The sequence below is a fragment of the Paraburkholderia sediminicola genome (assembly GCF_046026895.1).
Classification (GTDB): Bacteria; Pseudomonadota; Gammaproteobacteria; order Burkholderiales; family Burkholderiaceae; genus Paraburkholderia; species Paraburkholderia sediminicola_C.
Window position 1 is genome coordinate 211,458 of record NZ_JAQQEU010000001.1, and the last position, 17,976, is coordinate 229,433.

General features: G+C 61.9%; 15 protein-coding genes and 1 pseudogene. 6 read left to right on the forward strand and 10 right to left on the reverse strand.

Annotated elements, in window-relative coordinates; all coding sequences use genetic code 11:
• The first annotated feature begins 72 nt into the window (after positions 1-72).
• Positions 73-1,200 (forward strand): porin, encoded by a 1,128-nt coding sequence (locus PQR02_RS00965; RefSeq protein ID WP_408224102.1) that lies wholly within the window; start codon positions 73-75, stop codon positions 1,198-1,200.
• Positions 1,201-1,316: 116 nt separating this feature from the next.
• On the opposite strand, the pseudogene PQR02_RS00970 reads toward PQR02_RS00965, so the two are convergent.
• The 6 genes and pseudogenes from PQR02_RS00970 to cadR form a co-directional block, all read right to left on the reverse strand.
• Positions 1,317-1,612, reverse strand: a pseudogene (locus tag PQR02_RS00970) (AraC family ligand binding domain-containing protein); the annotation flags it as partial.
• Positions 1,613-1,729: 117 nt separating this feature from the next.
• Complete coding sequence (locus PQR02_RS00975; RefSeq protein ID WP_408224105.1) at positions 1,730-2,524, reverse strand: ABC transporter substrate-binding protein; 795 nt, start codon at positions 2,522-2,524, stop codon at positions 1,730-1,732.
• 126 nt (positions 2,525-2,650) lie between these two features.
• On the reverse strand, positions 2,651-3,805 hold the full coding sequence (locus tag PQR02_RS00980; RefSeq protein ID WP_408224108.1) for a pyridoxal phosphate-dependent aminotransferase: 1,155 nt from the start codon (positions 3,803-3,805) through the stop codon (positions 2,651-2,653).
• Between the two features lie 294 nt (positions 3,806-4,099).
• Entirely contained in the window at positions 4,100-5,503 is a 1,404-nt protein-coding gene (gene dbpA, locus PQR02_RS00985; protein ID WP_408224111.1) for an ATP-dependent RNA helicase DbpA, read from the reverse strand.
• A 35-nt stretch (positions 5,504-5,538) separates the two neighbouring features.
• Positions 5,539-5,739: a hypothetical protein gene (locus PQR02_RS00990; protein WP_149670100.1), complete on the reverse strand. Its 201-nt coding sequence runs from the start codon at positions 5,737-5,739 to the stop codon at positions 5,539-5,541.
• 105 nt (positions 5,740-5,844) lie between these two features.
• Positions 5,845-6,276, reverse strand: a complete 432-nt coding sequence (gene cadR / locus PQR02_RS00995) for a Cd(II)/Pb(II)-responsive transcriptional regulator (protein WP_408224115.1) — start codon at positions 6,274-6,276, stop codon at positions 5,845-5,847.
• A gap of 118 nt (positions 6,277-6,394) precedes the next feature.
• Between cadR and PQR02_RS01000 the strand changes: the two genes are divergently transcribed.
• A complete protein-coding gene (locus tag PQR02_RS01000) occupies positions 6,395-8,734 on the forward strand; it encodes a heavy metal translocating P-type ATPase (RefSeq protein WP_408224118.1) in 2,340 nt (779 codons plus the stop codon).
• Positions 8,735-8,755: 21 nt separating this feature from the next.
• Here the strand turns inward: PQR02_RS01000 and PQR02_RS01005 are convergent, their stop codons facing one another.
• Positions 8,756-9,799 (reverse strand): helix-turn-helix domain-containing protein, encoded by a 1,044-nt coding sequence (locus PQR02_RS01005; protein WP_408224634.1) that lies wholly within the window; start codon positions 9,797-9,799, stop codon positions 8,756-8,758.
• Positions 9,800-10,129: 330 nt separating this feature from the next.
• On the opposite strand from PQR02_RS01005, the gene adh reads away from it, so the two are divergent.
• Complete coding sequence (gene adh / locus PQR02_RS01010) at positions 10,130-11,650, forward strand: aldehyde dehydrogenase (protein ID WP_408224121.1); 1,521 nt, start codon at positions 10,130-10,132, stop codon at positions 11,648-11,650.
• Positions 11,651-11,726: 76 nt separating this feature from the next.
• The gene (locus tag PQR02_RS01015; protein WP_408224124.1) at positions 11,727-12,122 is read left to right on the forward strand and encodes a DUF779 domain-containing protein; all 396 of its coding nucleotides are present in this window, start codon (positions 11,727-11,729) and stop codon (positions 12,120-12,122) included.
• A gap of 9 nt (positions 12,123-12,131) precedes the next feature.
• Here the strand turns inward: PQR02_RS01015 and eutC are convergent, their stop codons facing one another.
• The 3 genes from eutC to eat are packed head-to-tail and all read right to left on the reverse strand — an operon-like array spanning position 12,132 to position 15,770.
• The gene (gene eutC, locus PQR02_RS01020; protein WP_408224127.1) at positions 12,132-12,932 is read right to left on the reverse strand and encodes an ethanolamine ammonia-lyase subunit EutC; all 801 of its coding nucleotides are present in this window, start codon (positions 12,930-12,932) and stop codon (positions 12,132-12,134) included.
• The gene (locus PQR02_RS01025; protein WP_408224130.1) at positions 12,929-14,323 is read right to left on the reverse strand and encodes an ethanolamine ammonia-lyase subunit EutB; all 1,395 of its coding nucleotides are present in this window, start codon (positions 14,321-14,323) and stop codon (positions 12,929-12,931) included. The genes eutC and PQR02_RS01025 overlap by 4 nt, the downstream gene beginning before the upstream one ends.
• Positions 14,324-14,366: 43 nt before the next feature.
• The gene (gene eat / locus PQR02_RS01030; protein ID WP_408224133.1) at positions 14,367-15,770 is read right to left on the reverse strand and encodes an ethanolamine permease; all 1,404 of its coding nucleotides are present in this window, start codon (positions 15,768-15,770) and stop codon (positions 14,367-14,369) included.
• A gap of 237 nt (positions 15,771-16,007) precedes the next feature.
• Between eat and PQR02_RS01035 the strand changes: the two genes are divergently transcribed.
• On the forward strand, positions 16,008-16,205 hold the full coding sequence (locus PQR02_RS01035) for a hypothetical protein (protein WP_408224136.1): 198 nt from the start codon (positions 16,008-16,010) through the stop codon (positions 16,203-16,205).
• 186 nt (positions 16,206-16,391) lie between these two features.
• Positions 16,392-16,874 carry an AraC family transcriptional regulator gene (locus tag PQR02_RS01040; RefSeq protein WP_408224139.1) on the forward strand — a complete coding sequence of 161 codons (483 nt, stop codon included), beginning with the start codon at positions 16,392-16,394 and terminating at the stop codon, positions 16,872-16,874.
• Positions 16,875-17,976 lie beyond the last annotated feature (1,102 nt).

A 17,976-nucleotide genomic window follows, 5' to 3' on the forward strand; every position in this document is an offset into this window, starting at 1 on the left:
AGCTTCAGAAATTCGTTTTCCTAATTAATCGAGCCGAACTCTAAAACAATCAGGCCTGCACTCAAGGAAATCATGATTCGACGCGCTATCGTAATTACGGCAACCGCTTTCGCTTGTCAGACCGCCTTCGCCCAAAGCAGCGTAACGCTCTACGGTTTGATCTCAAGCGGAATCGTGTATGCGAACAATCAGAAGGGAGCCGACAAGCAAGGGCATTCGACCTGGCAGTTCGCGAGCGGGCCGATGCAGACGCCGCGCTGGGGTATGAGAGGGGTCGAAGACCTTGGCGGCGGAGTCAAGACGATCTTCACGCTGGAAGGCGGCTATAGCGTCGCCAATGGCGCCCTGTCGCAAGGCGGGCGGCTGTTTGGCCGACAAGCTTTCGTCGGCCTGTCATCGAACAGTCTGGGCACGGTCACGCTCGGCCGCCAGTACGACGAGGCCGTCACGTTATGCATTTTTTCGTCTGCCTGCCAGTTTGCGGCATATGGCGCGCATATCGGCGACAGCGACAACGTCTTCGATACTTTCCGCATTAACAATGCAGTGCAGTACAAAAGCATCAATTACGGCGGATTGCAGTTCGAAGGACTCTATGGCTTTTCGAACAAGGCCGGAGCGTTCTCAGACAACACCGCCATCAGCGCAGCCGCTCAATATCACCGGGGACCGCTCTCGCTGGGAGCCGCCTACCTTCAGGTCAAAATGCCCAATGATCCGGCCAATCCCAACGGCGCGGTGGTCGGCGACTACGGCTTCACCTCACCCTTCATTACTAATCCCGCGACGAATGCGGGCGTGAGCAAGCAGAGAATGTTCGGCACGGGGGGCGCCTACGCATTTGGAAATGCAAGCCTGTCCATGCTCTATACGAATGCGCGCTTCGAATATCTCGACGAATCCAGACTGACGCTGCAGAACTTTGAAGTCTCGTTGACCGACTACGTGCTTCCGGACCTGATGCTCGGCGCCGCATACATCTTTACCACGGGGCAATACCATCCCCAGGACGCCAGTCCGAAATGGCATCAGGTCAACACCGGCGCAGTTTATTTCCTGAGCAAACGGACGGATGTATTTCTGGTCGGCATTTACCAGAAAGCCGCAGGTGATGCGCAATTCGCCCAGATCTACACGCTTTCGCCGTCGACGACCAAAACACAAGTCTCGGCTGTCATTGGTCTGCGCCATCGCTGGTAAACGAACTGCACGCGAATCCGTCGAGGAAAGCGCCTGTGGCCCGCAGGCGCGCGACAGTTCGAATCGCTCACGCCTCCCCAAAAATTCAAAGCAAAAAGCCCCCAAAGCAATTTCCTTCGATACGACCAGCGTTCGTCGGCGACCGGATTGCACGCGTGTACGTCGTCGGGGTTCATCATCACGACCGCGCCCGCGCCGATCCATTCACGCGCGTGGCGATTCAGGTACACGCTGCGTCCACCGGTCACAGCGCCGATCGAAAACGTTTCGTGCGAATGTTTTTGGCGTAACAGACTTCGCGGCCGTCGTCGATGGAACGCGCTTCGATGAACGGCAACGCATCGCTGCGCCAGAACTTCGGCGCCGAAGCATCCTTCGCGTCATGAATTGCCGCTGCCGCTATTCCGTTCATCCGCGCCCCCTCCGATGCTCACATGGACTTCGCCAGAACGAAGCCTATGTATGCCAGCCGCCAAACGCACGGTCAACAAGCAGAGTCGCGGCGCACCCACCCGCGTCGCGCGATACGTTACTTAGCGCTCACGTCGATATTGCCGAGATATTTCGCGGCCAACGTCTTGACCGTCCCGTCGGCCTGCACCTTCGCGATTGCCGCATTCAACTGGTCGCGCAGCGCCGTGTCGCCCTTGCGAATCCCATATGCGATGCCATTGCCGAGAATCTTGTCGTCACGCACCGGCTGGCCGACGAACGCGTAGTCCTTGCCGTTAGGCTTCGACAGAAAACCCGTTTGCCCTGCCGGCGCCAGCACGAGCGTCGCGTCGAGACGGCCTGCCATCATATCCGTGTACACCTGGTTCTGATCCTGGTACGGCACGACGGTTATACCCGCCGGTTCCCAATGCGTTTTCGCGAAGGTCTCCTGAATCGACGCCTGCAATACACCGACCCGCTTGCCCTTCAACGACTCGGGCGTCGGCAGCAGACCGCTGTCGCGCCGGGCGATCAACTGCGTCGGCACGCGATACACGACCGTGGTGAAATCAATCGCCTGACGGCGTTGTTCGGTCGCGTTCATCGCCGAGTTGATCGCGTCGAACTTGCGGCCCTGCAAGGCGGGAATCAGTCCGTCGAACGAGGTCTCGACCCATTTGCAGGTCATATGCGCGGCGGAGCAAACGGCATTGCCTACGTCGATATCGAGCCCTTGCAGTTCGCCATTCGGGCCCTTCGATTCGAACGGCGGATACTGTGCTTCGACTCCGAAGCGCAGCGTCGAGGTGTCGGCGGCGTTCGCGGCAGACAGCGCCGCCAGCGACGCGAATGCGCAGGCGAGCGCCAACAGAGGCTTGAGCAACTTCATATCAGATCCCTTTTCCCTTCGATTTCATTGAAACGCCCGCGCTGCAATACACTGATGCGCAATCTCGCGACGATCATACTGCGTTCAAAAATTGCGGTCCCGCTGGACCACCGTTCGCGCGCGCGATCAGATCTCGCACAAGCGCCGCGCGCCTTCGATCAACGTGGCGTCGTCCTTCGAGAAACTCAGTCGGATCAAGCCGGAATCCGTGCCGTCGGTATAAAACGCCGACAACGGAATCGTCGCGACGCGCGCATCGCGGATCAGGCGCAGCACGAAATCGCTGTCGCTTTCGTCGGAGAAGCCGCGAAAGCGCGCAAGCATGAAGAAGCTGCCTTCGCTCGGCAACAGTTCGAAGCGCGACTCGCGCAATGCGTGCGCGAGCAGATCGCGCTTCTTCTGATAGAACGCGGACAGGCCGAGATAGCTGTCGCGATTGGCGAGCGCATCGACGAACGCGTACTGCATCGGCGTATCGGCGGAAAACACCATGAACTGATGCACCTTGCGGATCTCGTCCATCAGCGCGACGGGTGCGAGGCAATAGCCGACGCGCCAGCCGGTCACGTGATAAGACTTGCCGAACGACGACACGATCACGCTGCGCTCCGCGAGTTCGGCGTGGCACGCCATGCTCTGATGCTTCGCGCCGTCGAACACGACGTGTTCATAGACCTCGTCGGCGAGAATCACGATGTCGGTGTTGCGCGTGAGGGCCTTGAGCCGCGCGATGTCGGCTTCGCCGAACACGGTCGCGGTCGGATTGTGCGGCGTGTTGATGATGATCATCCGGGTCTTCGGCGTGATCGCCGCGGCGACCTCGTCCCAGTCCACACGGAAATCGCTCAACGACAGTTTGATCGCCACCGGCGTCGCGCCTTGCAGCCGGACGATCGGACCATAGCTGTCGAACGAAGGCTCGAAGTAGATCACTTCGTCGCCGGAATGCACGAGCGCGCTGATGGTCGAGTACAGCCCTTCGCTCGCGCTCGCGATCACGGTGACTTCGCTGACCGGGTCGTAGCGTACGCCGTACAGCGTTTCGACCTTGTGCGCGAGCGCTTCGCGCAACGCGGCGATGCCGGCCATCGGGGCGTACTGGTTGTGGCCCGCGCGCATCGCCTGAGCGACGCCTTCGATCAGTTTCGCGTCCGGCGAGAAATTCGGCGCGCCTTGCGACAGGTTCAGCGCATCGTGCTGGGCGGCCAGTTGGCCGATCACGGTAAAAATCGTCGTGCCCACGTCAGGCAGTTTCGAGCGGGCTTGCATGGCGCTCTGCATAAGGCTATCTCCCTTTCTCCATCCGGCTGCGGATTCGCGGACGGCCGACAGCGCGGCGATCCTTCCATTGCGCTGATTAGGCATCAGCCAAAGAACCGTCACAATCGAAACTTTGTCATGCGCGGCATGCGTTTACGTCATGACACGCGCGAAAGCGCGCCGCCTCGGACGAGGCCGGCCAGATCAAGGCTTACGGGGAAGAAACAGGGGGGTGCGAAGAACGGGGAAAACCGCGGTGGTATGACGTAATGTGATGCGTACGTGGACGGCTGCCCGCGCAGCCGTCCATGCCTGTCAGGCGTCGTCCATCATGCGGACCTTGACCTTCTTGCCCTTCACCTTGCCGGCGCTGAGCTTGCGCACCGCGTCGCGCGCGACGCTGCGCTCCACCGCCACATAAGTCGACATTTCGGTCACGTTGATCTTGCCGATCTGCGTGCCGGCGAAACCCGCTTCGCCGGTCAGCGCGCCGAGCACGTCGCCGGGACGGATCTTTTCCTTGCGGCCACCGAGAATCTGGAGCGTTTCCATCGGCGGCAGCAGCGGCTCGTTGCTCGCCGCCGTGAGTTCGGAGAGCTTGTGCCATTCGACGTCACGCTTTTGCGCCTGTTCGAGACTGCCGACGCGGCCCATCTCGTTCATGCTCGCGAGACTCAGCGCCCAGCCTTCCTGATCGGCTCGGCCCGTGCGGCCGATGCGGTGCACGTGCACTTCCGGGTCGGGCGTCACGTCGACGTTGATCACCGCCTCCAGTTGCGCGATGTCGAGACCGCGCGCGGCGACGTCGGTCGCTACCAGCACCGAGCAACTGCGGTTCGCGAACTGGATCAGCACCTGATCGCGCTCACGCTGATCGAGTTCGCCATGCAACGCGAGCGCATGAAAACCTTGCGCGCGCAGCACGTCGAGCAGATCGCGACACTGCTGCTTGGTATTGCAGAACGCGAGCGTGCTCACCGGACGGTAGTGGTTCAGCAGCAGACCAACGGCGTGCAGCCGCTCGTCCTCGGTCACTTCATAGAAACGCTGGCGAATCTTGGTGTTGGCGTGCCGCTCGGCAAGCTTCACTTCCTTCGGATTGCGCAGGAACTGCTGACTCAGCTTGACGATGCCCTCGGGGTACGTCGCCGAGAACAGCAGCGTTTGCCGCTCTTTGGGGCATTGCTTCACGACTGTCGCAATGTCGTCGAAGAAACCCATGTCGAGCATGCGGTCGGCTTCGTCGAGCACCAGCGTGTTGAGCGACTGCAGCGGCAGGCTGCCGCGTTCGAGGTGATCCATGATGCGGCCCGGCGTGCCGACCACGATGTGCGCGCCGTGTTCGAGGCTCGCCGTTTGCGGACGCATCGGGGTGCCGCCGCACAGCGTCAGCACCTTGATGTTTTCTTCCGCGCGCGCGAGACGGCGGATTTCCTGCGTGACCTGATCGGCGAGTTCGCGCGTTGGGCACAGCACCATCGACTGCACGGCGAAGTTGCGCCCGTCGAGGCGCGCCAACAGCGCCAGCGCGAATGCAGCGGTCTTGCCGCTGCCGGTCTTCGCCTGGGCGATCAGATCGTGGCCGGCCAGCGCGATCGGCAGGCTTGCGGCCTGAATCGGCGTCATCTCGACGTAGCCGAGCTGCGTCAGGTTCGCGAGGGTCGCGGGCGGCAGCGCCAGCTCGCTAAACGGCGCGCCGGCGGGGGTGGGACTGTTCATGGGGTGAGGGCTCGCTATGGGCTGAAGACGGAGGATCAATCGGCCACGGGGCCGAGGTCGGGACGGCCTTCGAGCTGCTCGTACAGCACCGAACCATCCTCCCCTTCGAAGCGTTCGAGGTAATTGCGCGTGGCACACAGCGGGCAACGGAACAGCAGCCCCTGCCCTTCGTTCTTGATGACGACGTCCGACTCTTCCCACTGCGCTTCGCAGGTCTTGTTTCTACAGGTAAACACGTTGATTCTCCAACTGGATTCGATAATTGATTGGCGGGCCGCACGAAGGCCCGGCCATGTAGGACTGCCGCCGCCGCGTTACCGGATGGGCGCGGCCTGGGCGCTTCAGCCCAGATGCGTATGGCGCGCACGCGGTGCGCTCACGTCCATTTCGGTTAGACCGTGCACGATTCCGCAGTCTTCGACGGCCTGTTCGCCGGGGCATTGCTCGCGCAGCGTGGTCAGTTGCACTTTCAGCTGCTTCAGCTCTTCGATGCGGGTGTCGACGTGCGCGATGTGCTCGTCGATCAGCGCATCGATGCCGCCACAGCCGTCCGCCGGCACGTCCGTCAGACGCAGCAAGGCACGGATTTCGTCGTGGGTCATGTCGAGCGCGCGGCAATTGCGGATGAAGCGCAACCGTTCAACGTGCGTCGCCGAGTAACTGCGGTAATTGGCCTCAGTGCGCTCCGCTTCGGGCAAGAGCGCTTCTTTCTCGTAGAACCGGATGGTTTCGGTCGTGAAATGGGCGATTTTCGCCAATTCGCCGATCTTCATGCGCCCTCCGGATAGCGGCCTTGACCCCGGGCCTTGACCCCGGGCCTTGACCCCGGGCCTTGACCTTGTAGTGGCTTCAAGGTGTTTACTAGACCACAAATCGACCCAGGAAGCCACCATGCGTGATGCCAGCCAACTCGAAGCCGACCGCCGTGAACAGGGGGATGCCTGTGCGCACGGGGATCAAGGACATGGACATGCACTCGGGCACGAGTGCGGCCATCGGCACGACACGGCAGGTCAGCGCGACCACGCGCACGCCCACACCGATTGCTGCGCAAGCACGGCCGCCGTGCCGCTGCCGTTCCCGATGCCGCGATCAGAAGCCGTCGGCACGGGCACACGCACCGCGATCCGCATCATGCAAATGGATTGCCCGACCGAAGAAGCGCTGATCCGCAAGAAACTCGACCGCATGCCGGAGGTGCTCAGCATCGATTTCAACCTGATGCAGCGCGTGCTGACCGTCGTGCACGCGCCGCATGCGCTCGACTCGATCCTCGCCGCGCTCCATTCACTCGACTTCACGCCTGAACTCGCAAACCCCGCCGCGCATGCAGCGCCCGCGGGAATCCGTCACGTGCCGCCCAAGCCGTGGTGGCCGCTCGCACTCGCCGGCGTCGCCGCGGCGGGTTCAGAAGCCGCCGGCTGGCTTGGCGCGCCGGTCTGGCTGGCTGCGGGTCTGGCGATCCTCGCGATCGTCTCTTGCGGCCTCTCCACGTATCGGAAGGGCTGGCTCGCGGTCCGCCACGGCAACCTGAATATCAACGCGCTGATGAGCATTGCCGTGAGCGGTGCGCTGATCCTGCGCCAGTGGCCCGAAGCCGCGATGGTAATGGTGCTTTTCACGCTCGCCGAATTGATCGAAGCGAAGTCGCTCGACCGTGCCCGCCATGCGATCCAGGGTCTGCTGCAGCTCACGCCGGAACAGGCGAGCGTGCTGCAGCCCGACGGCGGCTGGCGTCTCACCGGCCTCGACGCGATCCCGCCCGGCGCGCTGGTCCGCGTGAAGCCGGGCGAGCGGATCGCGCTCGACGGCGAGATCGTCGCCGGCAGTTCGAGCGTGAATCAGGCGCCGATCACCGGCGAAAGCCTGCCGGTCGACAAGACCATCGGCGACGCGGTGTTCGCCGGCACGATCAATCACGCAGGCTCGTTCGACTACCGCGTCACCGCCGCGGCCGCCAACACGACGCTCGCGCGGATCATCCACGCCGTCGAAGAAGCGCAGGGGAGCAAGGCCCCGACGCAACGTTTCGTCGACCGCTTCGCACGGGTCTATACGCCGCTGGTGTTCGCTATCGCGCTTGCCGTCGCGGTCGTGCCGCCGCTGCTGTCCGGAGCAGCGTGGCACGAATGGGTCTACAAGGCGCTCGTGATGCTGGTGATCGCGTGTCCCTGCGCGCTCGTGATCTCGACGCCGGTGACGATCGTCAGCGCACTCGCGGCCGCCGCGCGCAAAGGCATTCTGATCAAAGGAGGCGCCTACCTCGAAGAGGGTCGCAAGCTGAGCCGGCTCGCGCTCGACAAGACCGGCACGATCACGCACGGCAAACCCGTGCAGACCGGGTTCGAGATGCTCGCCTGCGCTGACGCCGCGGTCGGTGTCAACGCCGAACGGTGCCGCACGCTGGCGGCAAGTCTCGCGGGGCGCTCCGACCATCCGGTGTCGATGGCGATTGCGGCAGCAGCGAAAAGCGATAGCCTGGCAAACGTCGCAGTCGATTCCTTCGAGGCGCTCGCGGGCCGCGGCGTGCGCGGCGTGATCGACGGCTCGCCGTATTGGCTCGGCAATCATCGGCTGATCGAAGAGCTTGGCCGGTGTTCGGCGACGCTCGAAGCACGGCTCGACATGCTCGAGCGCGAAGGCAAAACCGTCGTGATGCTGGTGGACGCCGAGCGCGTGCTGGCGCTCTTCGCCGTCGCCGATACGGTGAAGGACACGAGCCGCGCCGCCGTCGCCGAACTGCGGCGCCTGGGCGTCGCCATCGCGATGCTCAGCGGCGACAACCGGCACACCGCGTCGGCGATTGCGCGGCAGGTCGGGATCGACGAAGCGCTCGGCGATCAGTTGCCGCAAGACAAGCTGGACGCGGTCGCGCGCTGGTCTGCGCAAGGCGCGACGGTCGGCATGGTCGGCGACGGCATCAACGATGCGCCCGCGCTGGCGCGTGCCGACATCGGCTTCGCGATGGGCGCGATGGGCGCCGACACCGCGATCGAAACCGCCGATGTCGCGCTGATGGACGACGACCTGCGCAAGATCCCGCTGTTCATCCGCTTGTCGAAGGCGACGCACGCGGTGCTGGTGCAGAACATCTCGTTGGCGCTCGGCATCAAAAGCGTGTTTCTCGCGCTGACCTTGATGGGCACCGGCACGATGTGGATGGCGGTATTCGCCGATGTCGGCGCAAGTTTGCTGGTGGTGGGCAACGGGTTGCGTCTGCTGCGCAAGTGAGGACGCGCTGCGCGCGTGCCGCTAGTGCGCAAACGCGCCCTCGTCCACGCACCGACGTTCACCCATTGCCGCCTTTAATGTCTCCGAAGGCCGCACGCCGAACAGCTTCCGGTAATCGGTCGCGAACTGGCTCAGATGCCAGAAGCCCCAAGCCGCCGCGACATCCTGCACTGAACGCGCGTCGCGCGACGCATTCGAAAGATCCCGCCGTGCGCCGTTCAGGCGGATCGCGCGCAGATACGTGGCGGGCGCCATGCCGAGCACGTCCTGAAAGCAGTATTGCAGCGTGCGCCGGCTCACATGAACACGCTCGCACAACTCCGGCACGTTCACGGCGCGCTCGCGATGGGCCAGCACATACTCGCGCGCTTCCGACACGATCGACTGACGGCGCGGGCGCGTCGGCATCGCAACCGGTTCCGAAGCCGGCAACGCGCCGACGTCGAACAACAACGCCAGCACCGACGCCTGCAAACTGTTGCGCGCGACCGAAGACAGCGGCGCGCCGCTCGCCGCGCCGTCGTCAAGCAGGCGGCGCAGCGACGTGCACAAGCGCTCCTTGCCCGCCATCCCAATCGGCACGACTTGAGTGCTCGGCACATGATCGGCGAGGCCGATGCGCTCCACTTGCGCCGCGTACCGGCGCAGCACGTCGCCTTTCACCACCACGCCGAAAATCTCGTAGCCCGCCGAGGTCAGCAGTTCGAATTCGACGCCGCCCGGACGAAACGCGAGCGCATCGGCCGCGATCACCTGCGCGTCGATGCGGCCTGAACCGGCTGGGCAAGCCGGAATGCCGAACCAGTAGGCGTCCTCCTGCACCTCGCAGGTTTGCCGCAACGTGTGGCTGGTCGTTTCGACGAACACCTGCATGTGATCGACGCACAGCTCCGTCAGTCCGCCGGTAAAACAGCCGGCGGTCAACTGGTCGTAGGTCTGGCGCCAGCCATAGAGATTGCGCGCCTGCTCGTCGGCGTCGCGAGCAATGCGGGTTTGCACGCAGAAGCTCGGCTGCGGCGTGAGCGTCGAACTGGTCAGGCTGTCGCCTTGGGTATCAATCGTCATCGTCATACCGGATCTGTGCAAACGGATATCGAGGCGCAAAAGAAGGCAAGTCCCATGCCGAACGCTCTCGCCGTCTTTCTCACCAAATCGCAGCGGCAGTCTGCGTGCCGGCTGTTCAATTCATGAGCAGCGCCGCACACACTGCTCAGAAACGCGACGCCGCATTGTCGCGCTTTGAACAGCGTTTCGCGTGATGCCGCGCGCTGGTGCTTGACAGGTATGCCCAGATCACCAGCGCAGTGCATTGGCACACTTCTGGCTCCATGCTGTCACGGTCGAGCGAAATATCTCGCCGGATATAGCCCATTCAAACATGTGAGGAGCACACAGATGAATCACGCGGAGATGCAGTTCCTGACCACCGAATTCCCGTACAAAAAGCAGTATGCGAATTTTATCGGCGGGGAATGGGTAAAGCCTGTAGGTGGGGAGTACTTCGACAACATATCGCCGATCACCGGCGAGCCCTTCACATCGATCCCGCGTTCGCGCGAGGCCGATATCGAACTTGCGCTCGACGCCGCGCACCGTGCGAAAACGGCATGGGGCAAAACCTCGACCGCCGATCGCGCGAACATCCTGAACCGCATTGCCGACCGGATGGAAGCGAACCTGCAACGCCTCGCGGTGGCCGAGACGATCGACAACGGCAAGCCGCTGCGCGAAACCATGGCCGCCGACATTCCTCTCGCGATCGACCACTTCCGCTATTTCGCCGGCGCCGTGCGCGCGCAGGAAGGTTCGATCTCGGAGATCGACGACGACACCGTCGCTTATCACTTTCATGAACCACTCGGTGTGGTCGGGCAGATCATCCCGTGGAATTTCCCGATTCTGATGGCGGTATGGAAACTCGCGCCCGCGCTCGCCGCCGGCAATTGCGTGGTGCTGAAGCCCGCCGAGCAAACGCCCGCTTCGATCCTCGTGCTGCTCGAACTGATTCACGACCTGCTGCCGCAGGGCGTCATCAACGTGGTCAACGGCTTCGGCCTGGAAGCCGGCAAGCCGCTCGCGTCGAACAAGCGCATCGCGAAGATCGCGTTTACCGGCGAGACCACGACCGGCCGTCTGATCATGCAGTACGCGAGCCAGAACATCATTCCGGTGACGCTCGAACTCGGCGGCAAGAGCCCGAACATCTTCTTTGCCGACGTGATGAACGCGGACGACAGCTACTTCGACAAGGCGCTGGAAGGCTTCACAATGTTCGCGCTGAATCAGGGCGAAGTGTGCACGTGTCCGTCGCGCGTGCTGGTCGACGAGAAGATCTACGACCGTTTCATGGAGCGTGCGTTGAAGCGCGTCGCCGCGATTGCGCAAGGGCATCCGCTGGACAGCAAGACGATGATCGGTGCGCAAGCCTCGCGGGAGCAGCTGGAAAAGATTCTCTCGTATGTCGATCTCGGCAAACAGGAGGGCGCCGAATGTCTGATCGGCGGAGAACGCAACCAGCTCGACGGTGAACTGAGCAAGGGCTATTACGTGAAGCCGACCGTGTTCCGTGGCCACAACAAGATGCGGATCTTCCAGGAAGAAATCTTCGGGCCGGTGGTTTCGGTCACGACGTTCAAGACCGAAGAAGAAGCGCTCGAGATCGCCAACGATACGCTCTACGGTCTGGGCGCCGGCGTATGGACTCGCGACGGCACGCGCGCGTACCGTTTCGGCCGGCAAATCCAGGCGGGACGCGTGTGGACCAATTGCTATCACGCGTATCCGGCGCATGCGGCATTTGGCGGCTACAAGCAATCGGGCATCGGCCGCGAGAATCACAAGATGATGCTCGACCACTATCAGCAGACCAAGAACCTGCTCGTCAGCTATAGCGAGAAGCCGCTCGGATTCTTCTAAGCTTCCCGCTGGCGCTAACAATCCTGTTCGAGCGGGCCGCGTTGCGCGGCTCGCTCTTTTTCAGCGAGGGCATGTGATGGCCGATGAAAAAGAAGTTGCCCGTGTCGTGGCGACGCCTGCCGCGATCGCGTTGATCGACACGTTGCGCACCCAGCATGGGGAGGTGCTGTTCCATCAATCCGGCGGATGCTGCGACGGCAGCGCACCGATGATGTTTCCCCGCAGCGAGTTCATGGTCGGCTCGTCCGATGTGAAACTCGGGACGATCGCCGGCGTGCCGTTCTACATGAGCGAATCGCAATTCGAATACTGGCAGCACACGCAATTGATCATCGACGTCGTGCCGGGAAACGGCGGCATGTTTTCTTTGGAACGCCCGAGCGGCATGCGGTTTTTAACGCGCTCCCGGCTCTTCGAAGATGACGAGAATGCGTGGCTGGAGACCCATCCGGTGGAACGGGTCGATGCTTGATTGGACTGTTTACGCCGCGCCTGGATTCTTTGACTCGTCGGTCGCCACGGGCGTGGCTGGCACACCTGCCAGCAGCGCATCGCTCTCGTCTTTCAGGCCGACGCCGGTCAGCCCAAGGCGCCGCGCCTGCGTCAGCAGGTAATGCAACTTGTGCGCGGCCAGCGGATAGTCGAGTCCTTCGGGACGCACATTCGAAATGCAGTTGCGTTGCGCGTCGCTACAGCCCACTTTTGGCGAGTACGTCAGATAGATGCCAAGACTATCGGGCGAACTCAAGCCTGGCCGTTCGCCGATCAGCATCACCACGATCTTCGCATCGAGCAGCTCACCGATCTCGTCGCCGAGTGCGACGCGCGCCTGACGCGCGACCACCACGGGGCCGATTTTCCAATCCGCGAGTTTCGGGCAAACGGCTTGCAGCAACGGGATTGCTTGCTTCGATGCGGCGAACGCCGACAGACCGTCGCCGATCACGAACACCACGTCATTTGGCTGCGCCGATCGCTGCATGAGTGTCGCGCGACTCGCTTCCGACAGACGCCGCCCGAGATCGGGACGCCGCAAGTAATGCTCGCGATCAGGCGCGGCGCTATGCACGTCCAGTGATTCGAAGCCTTGCGCGTGCAACTGCTCGTGCAACACATCGGCATCGAGCGGATGGTGCACGGCGTCGCGCGCCTGCGCATGCGACAGGTTGAACGCGAGCAATGGCGCGGTCGGCAAGCTGCTGCCCGCGCGGCCCAATGCGATGCGCGCGTTGGTGAACTGGCGCAGCGCATTCCACGGATTCTTTTCGAGGAAGTCGCTCATACGATGCCCATCCAGTCGCGTGCGCCTTCCAGCAGCGGTTGCTGTGCCGACGCGCTTAGCAATGCGCCGCGTGAGTCGGTGATCTGCATCGACTCCAGCCACTCTTCGAACTCGGGGGCGCGACGCAAGCCGAGCACGTCGCGCACATACAGCGCGTCGTGGAACGACGTGCTCTGATAGTTGAGCATCACGTCGTCCGCGCCCGGAATGCCCATGATGAAATTGATGCCCGCTACACCGAGCAGCGTCAGCAGGTTGTCCATGTCGTCCTGATCGGCTTCGGCGTGGTTCGTATAGCAGATGTCGCAACCCATCGGCACGCCGAGCAGCTTGCCGCAGAAGTGGTCTTCGAGACCGGCGCGGGTGATCTGCTTGCCGTCGTACAGATACTCCGGACCGATGAAACCCACCACCGTATTCACCAGAAACGGATTGAACTTGCGCGCCACCGCGTAGGCGCGAACTTCGCAAGTTTGTTGATCGATGCCGAAATGCGCGTCGGCCGACAGCGCGCTGCCCTGGCCGGTTTCGAAGTACATCAGATTGCTGCCGACCGTGCCGCGCTTCAGCGACAGTCCCGCTTCATACGCTTCCTGCAGCAGCGCGAGCGAAATGCCGAAGCCCGCGTTAGCTTTTTGCGTGCCCGCGATCGACTGGAACACCAAGTCGACCGGCGCGCCTTTTTCGATGGCGGCGATCGTGTTGGTGACGTGCGTCAGCACGCACGATTGCGTCGGCACCTGATAGCGCTGGCGGAACTCGTCGGTCATCAGCAACAGCTTCGTGATCGCGGCGAGATTGTCGCTCGCCGGATTGATGCCGATCATCGCGTCGCCGCAACCGTACATCAGGCCGTCGAGCATCGATGCGGCGATGCCTTTGACGTCGTCGGTCGGATGATTCGGCTGCAGACGCACCGACATGTGGCCCGGTAAACCGACCGTATTGCGAAAGCGCGTGACCACCGGACGTTTACGCGCCGCTGCGATCAGATCCTGATTGCGCATCAGCTTCGACACCGCCGCGACCATCTCCGGCGTGAGGCCGGCGCCGATGCGCGTGAGCGCGTCGGCATCGGTCGTGCTGCTCAGCAGCCAGTTGCGGAAATCGCCGACCGTCAGATGGGCGATCTCGGCGAACGCCTGCGGCGAGTGATCGTCGATCACGAGGCGCGTAACCTCGTCGCTTTCATAGGGAACCAACGCTTCGTTGAGGAAAGCGCGCAACGGCACCTGCGCGAGCGCCATTTTCGCAGCGACGCGCTCCTCTTCGCTCGCTGCCGCGACGCCTGCGAGCTGGTCGCCGGATCGTAGCGGACTGGCTTTCGCCAGCAGCGTTTTCAGATCCTCGAAGCGATACGTGCGGCTGCCAATCGACTCGGTATAGCTCATGTTTACGACTCCATCGCCGCCGCACGCGCAGCGGCCCGATCCGTCATTCTTCGAGCAGAACGTCCGCTGGCGCCGTGTCGCGTTGATGGCGCGTCAACAGGAAGTAGACGTAGCCCAGCACGAGAAAGATTGCGAACACGACCGCCACCAGAAAGTTGAAGTAGACCATCGTTGCCAGACAGATCAGCGCGGCTATCAACGCGAACGCCGGGAACAATGGAAAGAGCGGCGCGCGGAACGGGCGTTCCATGTTCGGCGCCGTGCGGCGCAGCTTGAACAGCGACAACATGCTGATGATATACATCACGATAGCGCCAAACACGGACATCGTCACGATGTTTGCCGTCAGCGTCTGTCCGCCGAACTGGATCAGCTCGTCGCTGTAGATCGCCGCGATGCCGACCACGCCGCCCGCAAGAATCGCGCGATGCGGCGTCTTGAAGCGCGGATGCACTTTCGAGAGCCACTCCGGCAGATAGCCCGCGCGAGCCAGCGCGAAGATCTGCCGCGAGTAGCCGAGGATGATGCCGTGAAACGACGCGACGAGTCCGAACAGCCCGAGCCACACCAGCATATGCATCCAGCCGCTGTGTTCGCCGACGATGAACTTCATCGCTTGCGGCAGCGGGTCGTTGATGTTCGCGAGCCTGGTCCAGTCGCCCGCCGCGCCGGCGAACACCATCACGCCGATCGCGAGCACGACCAGCGTCAGAATCCCGGTGATGTAGGCGATCGGAATCGAACGTTTGGGGTTGCGCGCTTCTTCGGCGGCCATCGCGACGCCTTCGATCGCGAGGAAAAACCAGATCGCGAACGGAATCGCCGCGAACATGCCGTGGAACGAACCCATGCTGAAGGTATTCGCGCCGGCCCAGCCGCCCGCCGTGAAGTTCGACCAGCGGAAGCCCGGCGACACGACGCCCATGAAGACGAGCAGTTCGAAGATGGCAAGCAGCGTCACGCACAACTCGAAGGCCGCGGCGATCTGCACGCCGACGATGTTCAACGCCATGAACACCAGATACGCGCACATTGCCGCGTGCTTCGGCTCGAGGCCTGGGAACTGCACGTGCAGATAGGCGCCGATTGCGAGCGCGATGGCCGGTGGTGCAAACACGAATTCGACCAGCGTCGCCGCGCCGGCCAGATAACCGCCGGTCGGGCCGAACGCCTGGCGCGCGTAGGCGAATGGGCCGCCTGCGTGCGGGATCGACGTGGTGAGTTCGGTAAAACTGAAGATGAACGTCGTATACATCGCGGCAATGAAAATCGCCGTGATGACGAAGCCGAGCGTGCCGGCGCTCGCCCAGCCGTAGCTCCAGCCGAAATATTCGCCGGAGATGACGAGGCCGACTGCGATGCCCCATAGCTGCCATGTGCCGAGCGTCTGCTTCAGCTCGTGGTGCATGACCTTGCCGATGGGCTGATTCCTGGACTCTGATTTCATCGGACGCTCCTGATGTTGACCGTTTGCTGCGTGGGACGACAGGCTTCAGCCGATGGTAGTGAGCCATTAATCAAGGTGTTATCGAAATTCGGCAATTCTCCGGATGTGTAGCGGGATCAGCGGATGCTTAAATGTGTTGACGCGCTGTCCACGAAGTTCGCAGGATTTGGTAAACGGCGACGTGGTACTTTTGTTTTTGTCCGTATCCCATTCGCACCGCTTTCCTTCCACTCAGTCATGAACGATTCAGGCAATCGGGCTCGATATGAAACGCGGCTCGCACGCGTGCTCGATCATATCTACGATCACCTCGACGAACCGCTCGATATCGAACGGCAGGCGGATATCGCGTGTTTGTCGCCGTATCACTGGCATCGGATTTATCAAGCGATATACGGCGAGACGGTCGCGACGACGGTGCGCCGTTTGCGCTAGCATCGCGCGGCCGCTTATCTCGCGAACAGTTCTATGCCGATGCGGACATCGCCGAGCGTTCGGAGTATAAGCAGTTTGCAGTCTTTTTCGCGGACGTTTCGTGCGACTTTTGGCATGCCGCCCGCGCGGTACCGGAAGCAAGGCACTCATAGCCGGTTTCGTCCGGCGCTCTCAGGAGACGATCAAATGACGATGCGTGAGGTCGTGATTCGGAACGTGGAGCCGATGGAGATTCTGTCGGTGGATCACGTGGGCCCGTATATGCAGATCGGCAAGGCGTTCGATGCGCTGTTCGGCTGGTTGTCGAAACATAATCTGCTGGCGGCGCAGATGCGGATGATCGCGGTTTACTTCGACGATCCTGGGGTTGTGGAAGAGAACGCGCTGCGCTCGAAAGCGGGCGTGTTGTTGCCGCATCCGATACAGGCTTCGGTGACGGTGAGCGCGCCGGTCTCTGCGACGCATGTGAAAGGCGGTGAGTACGCGGTGTTGCGGCACAAGGGACCGTATAGCGATATGCGTGCGGCTTATGAGTGGCTGTATGGGACGTGGCTTGTGCAGTCGGGTCGTGAGGCGGCGGATGCGCCGGTGTTCGAGGAGTATCTGAATAGCCCGAAGGACACTGCGCCTGCCGAGTTGCTTACCGAGATCTGTTTACCGTTGGTTTGAATGACCTAGCGGTTTGAGTGTGGGGTTCTGCACGTATACACGGCGCGCTTTATGGGTCGCTCTCTGGTTTTTATGGTCTTTGTATATGTATACGTAGTAATAGTTAACAAGCATCGCTCCTGACTGTGGATAACTTGGAAGTTCGTTTACGGATCAAGGGACTGCGGAATCGATAACCCGTGGGACCGCAGGCGGACAGACGAGCGGAGCCTGGGAAAACTTTTTTGCCGCGGAGATGGTCGGCGGTTTTATCAACGTTTCGTGCACAAGGTGCCAGGGGGTCTTTACACGAGTTATCCAGAGGGGGGTGTGGATAAGTTTGGGGGTGTGGCGGATCGTGCGGGCGATCAGTGCCTTGGCGAAGTCCGTACGGGCAACTTTCGACTGGAAATCAGCCATGAACCAGTTTGCTATCCTGTTTGGCGAGCGGTTCACGCTCGTCTGCGGCTAGAAATTTTTAAACTGCCTCGCACACAAAATTGGGGACAGGTTCCACGCCAGATACGACTCTGCAGGGCGTGGGCGGCATCGGGTGAGATTTTGGGAGGCATCGCGGGAGATTCACTTCCTCACGGCCGCACCTGCCTCACCACCCTGAGTTTTCTTCACGAAGTTCTCCCATCACCATCCTCCATCAATGTGAACAAGAGCGTCAGCGCCCAGGACTGCCACCGAGGTATCGCTTTTTCGCATAGCAATGCGCTGAACTACCGCGCGTCGCAGTTATGGGTTGCGCTTCGAGGTAGGCTTTTCCCTTCTCAGTATGGGTTGCCAGCACCCAACGAGGCGGGCTGCGCCCTGCCCACTCCACGACGAAGTAACCCGCGATAAAGAGCGCTGGTGCCACTTCGGTCGAGTAGGTCTGAGCTACGCTACTAAGGAGTACGATGCCGAAGTAGAGCAATCCGAGGACGGCCGCGCCGGTTCCACCAAGAAAGACAATTACCCCAAGGAGACACTTCCGGACGTTCTTGCTGTATCTCCGAAAAGACCGTTGACTCCGGATAACAAAGAGCGGTGCCCTGCCCCCACCCGTCAATTCGACGGGGTCGACTGGTTCTGTTCGCGGACCTTAATCGAAGTCCGCAATTTCGCTGGTACT

Excerpts from the sequence above, each read along its gene's own strand:
- PQR02_RS00965 (WP_408224102.1), top strand. The coding sequence starts at position 73 with ATGATTCGACGCGCTATCGTAATTACGGCAACCGCTTTCGCTTGTCAG.
- PQR02_RS00975 (WP_408224105.1), bottom strand. The coding sequence starts at position 2,524 with ATGAAGTTGCTCAAGCCTCTGTTGGCGCTCGCCTGCGCATTCGCGTCG.
- PQR02_RS00980 (WP_408224108.1), bottom strand. The coding sequence starts at position 3,805 with ATGCAGAGCGCCATGCAAGCCCGCTCGAAACTGCCTGACGTGGGCACG.
- dbpA (WP_408224111.1), bottom strand. The coding sequence starts at position 5,503 with ATGAACAGTCCCACCCCCGCCGGCGCGCCGTTTAGCGAGCTGGCGCTG.
- cadR (WP_408224115.1), bottom strand. The coding sequence starts at position 6,276 with ATGAAGATCGGCGAATTGGCGAAAATCGCCCATTTCACGACCGAAACC.
- PQR02_RS01000 (WP_408224118.1), top strand. The coding sequence starts at position 6,395 with ATGCGTGATGCCAGCCAACTCGAAGCCGACCGCCGTGAACAGGGGGAT.
- PQR02_RS01005 (WP_408224634.1), bottom strand. The coding sequence starts at position 9,799 with ATGACGATTGATACCCAAGGCGACAGCCTGACCAGTTCGACGCTCACG.
- adh (WP_408224121.1), top strand. The coding sequence starts at position 10,130 with ATGAATCACGCGGAGATGCAGTTCCTGACCACCGAATTCCCGTACAAA.
- PQR02_RS01015 (WP_408224124.1), top strand. The coding sequence starts at position 11,727 with ATGGCCGATGAAAAAGAAGTTGCCCGTGTCGTGGCGACGCCTGCCGCG.
- eutC (WP_408224127.1), bottom strand. The coding sequence starts at position 12,932 with ATGAGCGACTTCCTCGAAAAGAATCCGTGGAATGCGCTGCGCCAGTTC.
- PQR02_RS01025 (WP_408224130.1), bottom strand. The coding sequence starts at position 14,323 with ATGAGCTATACCGAGTCGATTGGCAGCCGCACGTATCGCTTCGAGGAT.
- eat (WP_408224133.1), bottom strand. The coding sequence starts at position 15,770 with ATGAAATCAGAGTCCAGGAATCAGCCCATCGGCAAGGTCATGCACCAC.
- PQR02_RS01035 (WP_408224136.1), top strand. The coding sequence starts at position 16,008 with ATGAACGATTCAGGCAATCGGGCTCGATATGAAACGCGGCTCGCACGC.
- PQR02_RS01040 (WP_408224139.1), top strand. The coding sequence starts at position 16,392 with ATGACGATGCGTGAGGTCGTGATTCGGAACGTGGAGCCGATGGAGATT.